Annotated in this window: 5 protein-coding genes; 2 read left to right on the top strand and 3 right to left on the bottom strand. The window is 66.7% G+C overall.

Annotation, left to right across the window (positions count from 1 at the left end; all coding sequences use genetic code 11):
• Nucleotides 1–77: 77 nt before the first annotated feature.
• The 3 genes from JNO53_RS10195 to JNO53_RS10205 form a co-directional block, all read right to left on the bottom strand.
• Nucleotides 78–2,336, bottom strand: a complete 2,259-nt coding sequence (locus JNO53_RS10195; protein WP_203110460.1) for a M3 family metallopeptidase — start codon at nucleotides 2,334–2,336, stop codon at nucleotides 78–80.
• Nucleotides 2,337–2,478: 142 nt separating this feature from the next.
• A complete protein-coding gene (gene thpR / locus JNO53_RS10200; protein WP_203110462.1) occupies nucleotides 2,479–3,012 on the bottom strand; it encodes an RNA 2',3'-cyclic phosphodiesterase in 534 nt (177 codons plus the stop codon).
• A gap of 221 nt (nucleotides 3,013–3,233) precedes the next feature.
• Nucleotides 3,234–3,758, bottom strand: coding sequence for an endonuclease domain-containing protein (locus tag JNO53_RS10205; protein ID WP_238401806.1), 525 nt, complete (start codon nucleotides 3,756–3,758; stop codon nucleotides 3,234–3,236).
• Between the two features lie 131 nt (nucleotides 3,759–3,889).
• Between JNO53_RS10205 and uvrA the strand changes: the two genes are divergently transcribed.
• Nucleotides 3,890–6,880, top strand: a complete 2,991-nt coding sequence (uvrA, locus tag JNO53_RS10210; protein WP_203110464.1) for an excinuclease ABC subunit UvrA — start codon at nucleotides 3,890–3,892, stop codon at nucleotides 6,878–6,880.
• Nucleotides 6,881–7,127: 247 nt separating this feature from the next.
• Nucleotides 7,128–7,301: an ATP-binding protein gene (locus tag JNO53_RS15570; RefSeq protein ID WP_203110466.1), complete on the top strand. Its 174-nt coding sequence runs from the start codon at nucleotides 7,128–7,130 to the stop codon at nucleotides 7,299–7,301.
• Nucleotides 7,302–7,410 lie beyond the last annotated feature (109 nt).

A 7,410-nucleotide genomic window follows, 5' to 3' on the forward strand; every position in this document is an offset into this window, starting at 1 on the left:
GAAAGCTGGGATCGCTCTCCGCCCGGTCGGACCTGGCTGCACCCGATCCCAGCTTTCGCTGGGATGACGGGAGGGCCTTACCGCGCCCCCTCGTCGGTCGTCTCGGGCGGCAGCGGGCCGTCCGAAGTGCCCGGTTCCGCGGTCGGATCGTTGCCGACGAGGCCGCGCGCTTCGAGCATCGGAGTCACGTCCGGCTGGCGGCCGGCGAAGTTCTCGAACATCTCGAAGTAGTTCATCGTCCCGCCGCGGCTGAGCACGGTCTTGCGGTAGTGGTCGCCGTTCGCGCGCGTCAGGCCGCCGTTCTCGAGGAACCACTTGCGGCTGTCGCGGTCGAGCATCTCGGTCCACAGGTACGAGTAGTACCCGGCGCTGTAGCCCGCGGGGCTCGAGAAGATGTGGTTGAAGTAGCTCGAGCGGTAGCGCGGCGGCACCAGGTCGACTTCCAGCCCCAGCTCCTCGAGCGACTTGCGCTCGAACGCGTCGACTTCCTCGGGCGTGTCGATCGCCGCGGCCTGCTCGGGCGTCAGCGCGTGCCACTTCATGTCGAGCAGCGCCGCCTCGACCGTCTCGCCGAAGTCGTAGCCCTGGTTGAACTTCGCCGCGGCCTCGATCTTCTGGATCAGCTCGGCCGGGATCGTCGCCCCGGTCTGGTAGTGCTTGGCATAGTTGCGCAGCACGTCCGGATAGGTCGCCCAGAGCTCGTTCACCTGGCTCGGGTACTCGACGAAGTCGCGCGCCGTCGCCGTGCCCGAGAGCGAGGCGTACTTCTGGTCCGCGAAGAACCCGTGCAGCGCATGGCCGAACTCGTGGAACATCGTGTTGACGTTGTCGAAGCTCACGAGCTGCGGCTCGCCCTCGGCTGCCTTGGGGATGTTGAGCACGTTGTAGATCACCGGCTTGGTGCCATACAGGTGGCTCTGCTCGACAAAGTTGCTCATCCACGCCCCGCCGCGCTTGCTCGGGCGCTGGTAGGGATCGAAATAGAAGATCCCGAGCTCGCTGCCGTCGGCGTCATAGACGGTATAGGTCGTGACGTCGGGGTGATAGACCGGCAGGTCCGTGCGCTTCTTGAAGCTCAGGCCGTAGAGCTTGTTGGCGGCGTAGAACACGCCGTTCTCGAGCACGCTGGTGATCTCGAAATACGGCTTCACCGCATTCTCGTCGATGTCGTACTTCGCCTTGCGGACCTTCTCGGCGTAGCGGTACCAGTCCCACGGCTTGACTTCGAAGTCGCCGCCTTCGGCCTTGATCTGCTCGTTGAGCATGGCCGCCTCGCGCCGCTGCGTCGCGGCAAGGGCGGGGACCATCTGCTGCATGAAGTCGAGCGCGGTCTTCGGGTTCTCCGCCATGCGGTCGTACATGACGTAGCTCGCCCAGTCGGGCTGGCCGAACAGCGCGGCCTTCTTCGCGCGCAGCTCCACGATCTCGGCCAGCAGCGTGCGCGTGTCGTTCGGGCCGCCCCGATCGGCCCGGTGGATGCTGTTCATGAACAGCTTCTCGCGCGCGGCGCGGTTCTCCATATCGGGCAGGAGCGGCTGCTGCGTCGTGTTCTGCAGCGCGATCACGTACTTGCCGGGCAGACCTCGCTCGACGCCGAGCTTGGCCGCGGCATCGATCTCCGACGGAGAAAGGCCCGCGAGCTCGGCCGGGTCCTCGACCACCAGCGCCCCGGCGACGGTCGCCTCGCGCACTTTCTGAGAGAATTCGGTCGTCAGCTCGGACAGGCTCGAGTTGATCGTCTTGACCTGTTCCTTCTGCGCCGGGGTCAGCAGCGCGCCGGCGTGGACCATCTGCTCGTAGGTTTCCTCGAGCAGCTTGGCGTCCTCGGGCGTCATGCTCATCGCCGCGCGGTTGTCGTAGACCGCCTTGACCCGCTCGAACAGCACGGGGTCGAGCACGATCGCGTCCGAATGCTGCGACAGCTTCGGCCCCATCTCGGCCTGGACCGCGTCGAGCGTGTCGTTGGTGTTGGCGCCGGTCAGCGCGAAGAACACGGTCGCGACGCGGTTCAGCATCTGGCCCGAGGTCTCGAGCGCGACGATCGTGTTCTCGAACGTCGGCGCCTCGGGATTGGTCTTGATCGCCTCGATCTCGGCGCTGTGGATCATCATCGCCTGCTCGAACGCAGGCTTGTAGTCGCTGTCCTGGATCTTGGTGAAGTCGGGCGCATGGAACGGCAGCGTGCTCGGCTGCGCGAAATAGCCGGTCGCCTCGGGAATGTCGGCGGCGGCGGCGGGCGAGCTATCGCTGGCGGACTGCACGTTACCCTCCCGCATGGTCGAACAACCCGCGAGCGCGAACGCAATGGCGGTGGTGGCCAGAATATGGGCCTTCATCGTCTCTCCAATCTCGTTTCGAACGGCACCGGCACGGCGTGCCTGACATGCGACGGAATCTTCCTGCGGCCGCTTGAACCGGAGATTGATGGCGAATGCAAGGGCTTGCACGGGGGCAACGAAGCGGCACGTGGCTGCGCGTTCAGCGGAGCGCAAAGTCCTCCAGCCGCTCGTAGTCCGGGCCGTAGGGCGTCAGCCGGCTCTCGTAGAGCGCGAAGCACTCCGCCCGCCACGGCCCGGCCGAAAGCAGGGCGTTGTCCGCCAGCCAGCCGCCGATCGGCCCGCTGCCGCTGTTGAGCCGGGCGAGCGTGACATGCGGCACGAACTTGCGCGTCTCCGGCGGCAGGCCCGCCGCGCGGCACGCCCGCTCGACCCGCCGCTGGAGTACCGCCAGCGGCTCGCTCGGCGCAACCCCGGCCCAGAGCGTATGCGGCCGCCCCTTGCGCTCGAAATGCCCGGCGCCGCGGATCTCCAGATCGAACGCTGGGCTCTCCACCCGCGACAGCGCCGTAACCAGATCCTCCCCCTGCCGCGGATCGAGCTCGCCCGCGAACCCCAGGGTCAGATGAAGCTGCTCCTCCGACTGCCACCGCGCCCCTTCGATCCCGTCCATCGTGTCGAGCAGGGTGTCGGTTACGTCTGGCGGCAAGGGCAGGGCGGCGAACAGGCGGTGCATGGGGCGGCTTTAGCAGGTCGCGAGCCGGGCCGCATCCGCAGTGGTTGGCTCATTCCAGGCCAGCCCACCCCCGACCCCTCCCGCAAGCGGGAGGGGGGAGGCCGGCCCGAGCGGCGCAGGCCAGTCGCACCCAGCCCCTCCCGCTTGCGGGAGGGGAGCGAGACTTGCTGAGCCGGAGGCGAAGCTAGTCGCAGCGGGGTGGGTCGTGTGCTCCAAGTAAACTAGTCGCAGCGGGGTGGGCCCTCGCGCAACGCCAGCCGAATGGCGGTCACGACCCCTTCGACGTTGCCCCGAACATCCTCGTTCATAAAGCGCAGCAACCGATACCCCTGACCCCGCAGAAACCGCTCCCGCACGACATCCCGCTCCGGCGCCACATCATGCGACCACCCGTCGAGCTCGACGATAAGCTTGCGCTCGCGGCACAGAAAATCGGCGAAATACGGCCCGACCGGCATCTGCCTGCTGAACTTCACCCCGAGCTGCGACTTCGAAAGATACCGCCATAGAACCCGCTCCGCCGGAGTGGCCCGGTTGCGAAGCTCCCGTGCGCGCTTCGTGTTCCGCGGTTTGAAGGTTGGCACCGCCGCACTGCCCACCCCTAGCCCCTCCCGCAAGCGGGAGGGGAGAGGCCAGCCACAGAGGGTGAGCCCAGACGCCCAACCCCTCCCGCCTGCGGGAGGGGCGCGAGACTTGGTGAGCGCAGCGAACCTAGTCGCAGCGGGGTGGGCCGGTGCGTCGACCATGATCAGAACTGCTCTCTCCCCGCCCGTCCTCACCCGTTGCAAATCGGCCCGCCGAAACCATATCGCATCCTCACCGCTGACCTCCCGCACCCCTCTTGACGGCAGCGAACATTTCCGGAACACGGCACTTCATGGCTCTCACACAAATCTCCGTGCGCGGCGCGCGCGAGCACAATCTCAAGGGCATCGACATCGATCTGCCGCGCGATGCGCTGATCGTGATCACCGGGCTCAGCGGCTCGGGCAAGTCGAGCCTCGCGTTCGACACGATCTATGCCGAGGGGCAGCGGCGCTATGTCGAGTCGCTCAGCGCCTATGCGCGCCAGTTCCTCGAGATGATGCAGAAGCCGGACGTCGAGCATATCGACGGCCTCAGCCCGGCGATCTCGATCGAGCAGAAGACGACCAGCCGCAACCCGCGCTCGACCGTCGCGACGGTGACCGAGATCTACGACTACATGCGCCTGCTGTGGGCGCGGGTAGGGGTGCCGTACTCGCCCGCGACCGGCCTGCCGATCGAGGCGCAGACCGTCTCCAACATGGTCGACCGGGTCATGACGCTGCCGGAGGGGACGCGACTCTACCTGCTCGCGCCGGTCGTGCGCGGGCGCAAGGGGGAGTACCGCAAGGAGCTCGCCGAATGGCAGAAGGCCGGCTTCACCCGCGTGCGCATCGACGGCGAGATGTACGAGATCGAGCAGGCGCCCGCGCTCGACAAGAAGTACAAGCACGACATCGAGGTCGTGGTCGACCGCCTCGCGGTGCGCGAGGGGATCGAGACGCGGCTGGCCGACAGCTTCGAGCAGGCGCTCAAGCTGGCGGACGGACTGGCGTATGTGGATCTGGCGGACGGGACCGTGGCTGAACTGCACCACCCCCCGACCCCCTCCTCTAAAGAGGAGGGGGGGAAGAAAGAGCGCGCCGGAAAAGTCCCCTCCTCTTTAGAGGAGGGGGTTGGGGGTGGTGCAGGCGGCAAGCTCAAAGGCGCCGGCCTCCCGCCCAACCGCATCGTCTTCTCGGAGCGTTTCGCCTGCCCGGTCTCCGGCTTCACGATCGAGGAGGTCGAGCCGCGCCTGTTCTCGTTCAACGCCCCGCAGGGCGCCTGCGCCACGTGCGACGGGCTGGGCGAGAAGCAGCTCTTCGACCCGCAGCTCGTCGTGCCCAACGAGGCGCTGACGCTCAAGCAGGGCGCCGTCGTGCCCTGGGCCAAGTCCAACCCGCCGAGCCCCTACTACATGCAGGTCCTCGCCAGCCTCGCGGCCGAGTTCGGGTTCGACCTGACCACGCCGTGGAGTGAGCTCAGCGAGGAGCACCGCGACATCATCCTCCACGGCACCCGCGGCAAGCCGGTCCCGCTCACTTTCAAGGACGGACGCAAGGAATATACGGTGCGCAAGGCGTTCGAGGGGGTGATCGGCAATCTCAACCGCCGCATGCTCCAGACCGAGAGCGCGTGGATGCGCGAGGAGCTTTCCAAGTTCCAGACCGCGCAGCCGTGCGAGACCTGCGGCGGCAAGCGGCTGAACGAGAAGGCGCTGGCGGTGAAGGTCCCCAGCGCCGAGGGGCCGACCGACATCGCCACCCCCACGAAGATGAGCGTCGCCGACGCCAAGGCCTGGTTCCTCGGGCTCGAGGGGCAGCTCAGCGAGACCCAGGCGCAGATCGCGCACGCCATCCTGAAGGAGATCAACGAGCGATTGGGCTTCCTCGACAACGTCGGGCTCGACTACCTCAACCTCGACCGCACCTCGGGCACCCTCTCGGGCGGGGAGAGCCAGCGCATCCGCCTCGCCAGCCAGATCGGCAGCGGCCTGTCGGGCGTGCTCTACGTGCTCGACGAGCCCTCGATCGGCCTCCACCAGCGCGACAACGACCGCCTGCTCGAAACGCTCAAGCGCCTGCGCGATCTCGGCAACACGGTGATCGTGGTCGAGCATGACGAGGACGCGATCCGCGCCGCCGACCACGTGGTCGACCTCGGCCCCGGCGCCGGCGTCCACGGGGGCGAGGTGGTCGCGCAGGGCACGCTCAAGCAGATCCTCAAGGCCAAGGGCTCGCTCACCGCGGACTATCTCACCGGCCGGCGCGAGATCGCGGTCCCGGCCGAGCGCCGCAAGGGCAACGGGCACCAGCTCACCGTCCACGGCGCGCGCGCGAACAACCTCAAGGACGTGACCGCCAGCCTCCCGCTCGGCACGTTCACCTGCGTCACCGGCGTCTCCGGCTCGGGCAAGTCGAGCTTCACCATCGACACGCTCTACGCCGCCGCGGCCCGCGCGCTCAACGGCGCGCGCGTGATCGCCGGCCCGCACGACAAGGTCACCGGCCTCGAGTTCTGCGACAAGGTGATCGAGATCGACCAGTCGCCGATCGGCCGCACCCCGCGCTCCAACCCGGCGACCTACACCGGCGCCTTCACCCAGATCCGCGACTGGTTCGCCGGCCTGCCCGAAAGCCAGGCGCGCGGCTACAAGCCGGGCCGCTTCAGCTTCAACGTCAAGGGCGGCCGGTGCGAGGCGTGCCAGGGCGACGGGCTGATCAAGATCGAGATGCACTTCCTGCCCGACGTCTACGTCACCTGCGAGGAATGCCACGGCAAGCGCTACAACCGCGAGACGCTGGAGGTGAAGTTCAAGGGCCTCTCGATCGCCGACGTGCTCGACATGACGATCGAGGATGCGGAGGAGTTCTTCAAGGCCGTCCCCCCGATCCGCGACAAGATGCACATGCTGAACGAGGTGGGCTTAAGCTACGTCAAGGTCGGCCAGCAGGCGACCACGCTCTCGGGCGGCGAGGCGCAGCGTGTGAAGCTCGCCAAGGAACTCAGCCGCCGCAGCACCGGCCAGACCCTCTACATCCTCGACGAGCCGACCACCGGCCTCCATTTCGAGGACGTTCGCAAGCTCCTCGAAGTGCTCCACCGCCTGGTGGACCAGGGCAATTCCGTCGTCGTCATCGAACACAACCTCGACGTGATCAAGACCGCCGACCACATCCTCGACCTCGGCCCCGGCGGCGGCGTGCGCGGCGGGGAGATCGTGGCGCAGGGTGTTCCCGAAGAGGTCGCTCGCAATCCGAGGAGTTACACCGGCCAATACCTTAAAGCCATGCTGAAGGCGTGACCCGGGAACGAGCCTGCCCCGGACGTGATCCGGGGCCGGAGGAGGTCGCGGCGACGCCGGCGAGCTGTACGGGGCGGTATTGAAGCCGATGCTGGAGAAGTTGGGGGGCTTTAGCCTACTTTTGGAAGCGAAGTTCGGAGGGCATTTAGCCGATCATCGTATTGCCGCCCCGTCTCGAAACCGAAAAGGTTGGTATCCGCGCGGAAAGTGATACTCTCCAGAGCTGAGGGCAAGCGAAGTGCGTCGGATGGGGGGGAAGGTGCGCTACTTAAAATTTCGGATCCAGAACTTCAAAGGCATCAAGGACACCGAGGTCGACTTACGGTCTTCGACAGGGGCCAATGTGTTTTCCCTCGTGGGTCTAAACGAGAGTGGAAAGACCACCATCCTTGAAGCGATCCATAGTGACCTGACCCCCTGATTTTCCTCCACGTTCGATTAGAGTCCGGCCCTGATGGAAGGACGGACGAGATGAAGCGTAAGAGGTTTTCGGAAGAGCAGATCATCGGCGTGCTGAAGGAAGCGGAGGC

Source organism: Altererythrobacter sp. C41, from assembly GCF_016803135.1.
Lineage (GTDB): Bacteria > Pseudomonadota > Alphaproteobacteria > Sphingomonadales > Sphingomonadaceae > Pelagerythrobacter.

Coding starts and splice junctions, on each gene's coding strand:
- JNO53_RS10195 (WP_203110460.1), bottom strand. CDS start 2,336: ATGAAGGCCCATATTCTGGCCACCACCGCCATTGCGTTCGCGCTCGCG.
- thpR (WP_203110462.1), bottom strand. CDS start 3,012: ATGCACCGCCTGTTCGCCGCCCTGCCCTTGCCGCCAGACGTAACCGAC.
- JNO53_RS10205 (WP_238401806.1), bottom strand. CDS start 3,758: ATGGTCGACGCACCGGCCCACCCCGCTGCGACTAGGTTCGCTGCGCTC.
- uvrA (WP_203110464.1), top strand. CDS start 3,890: ATGGCTCTCACACAAATCTCCGTGCGCGGCGCGCGCGAGCACAATCTC.
- JNO53_RS15570 (WP_203110466.1), top strand. CDS start 7,128: ATGGGGGGGAAGGTGCGCTACTTAAAATTTCGGATCCAGAACTTCAAA.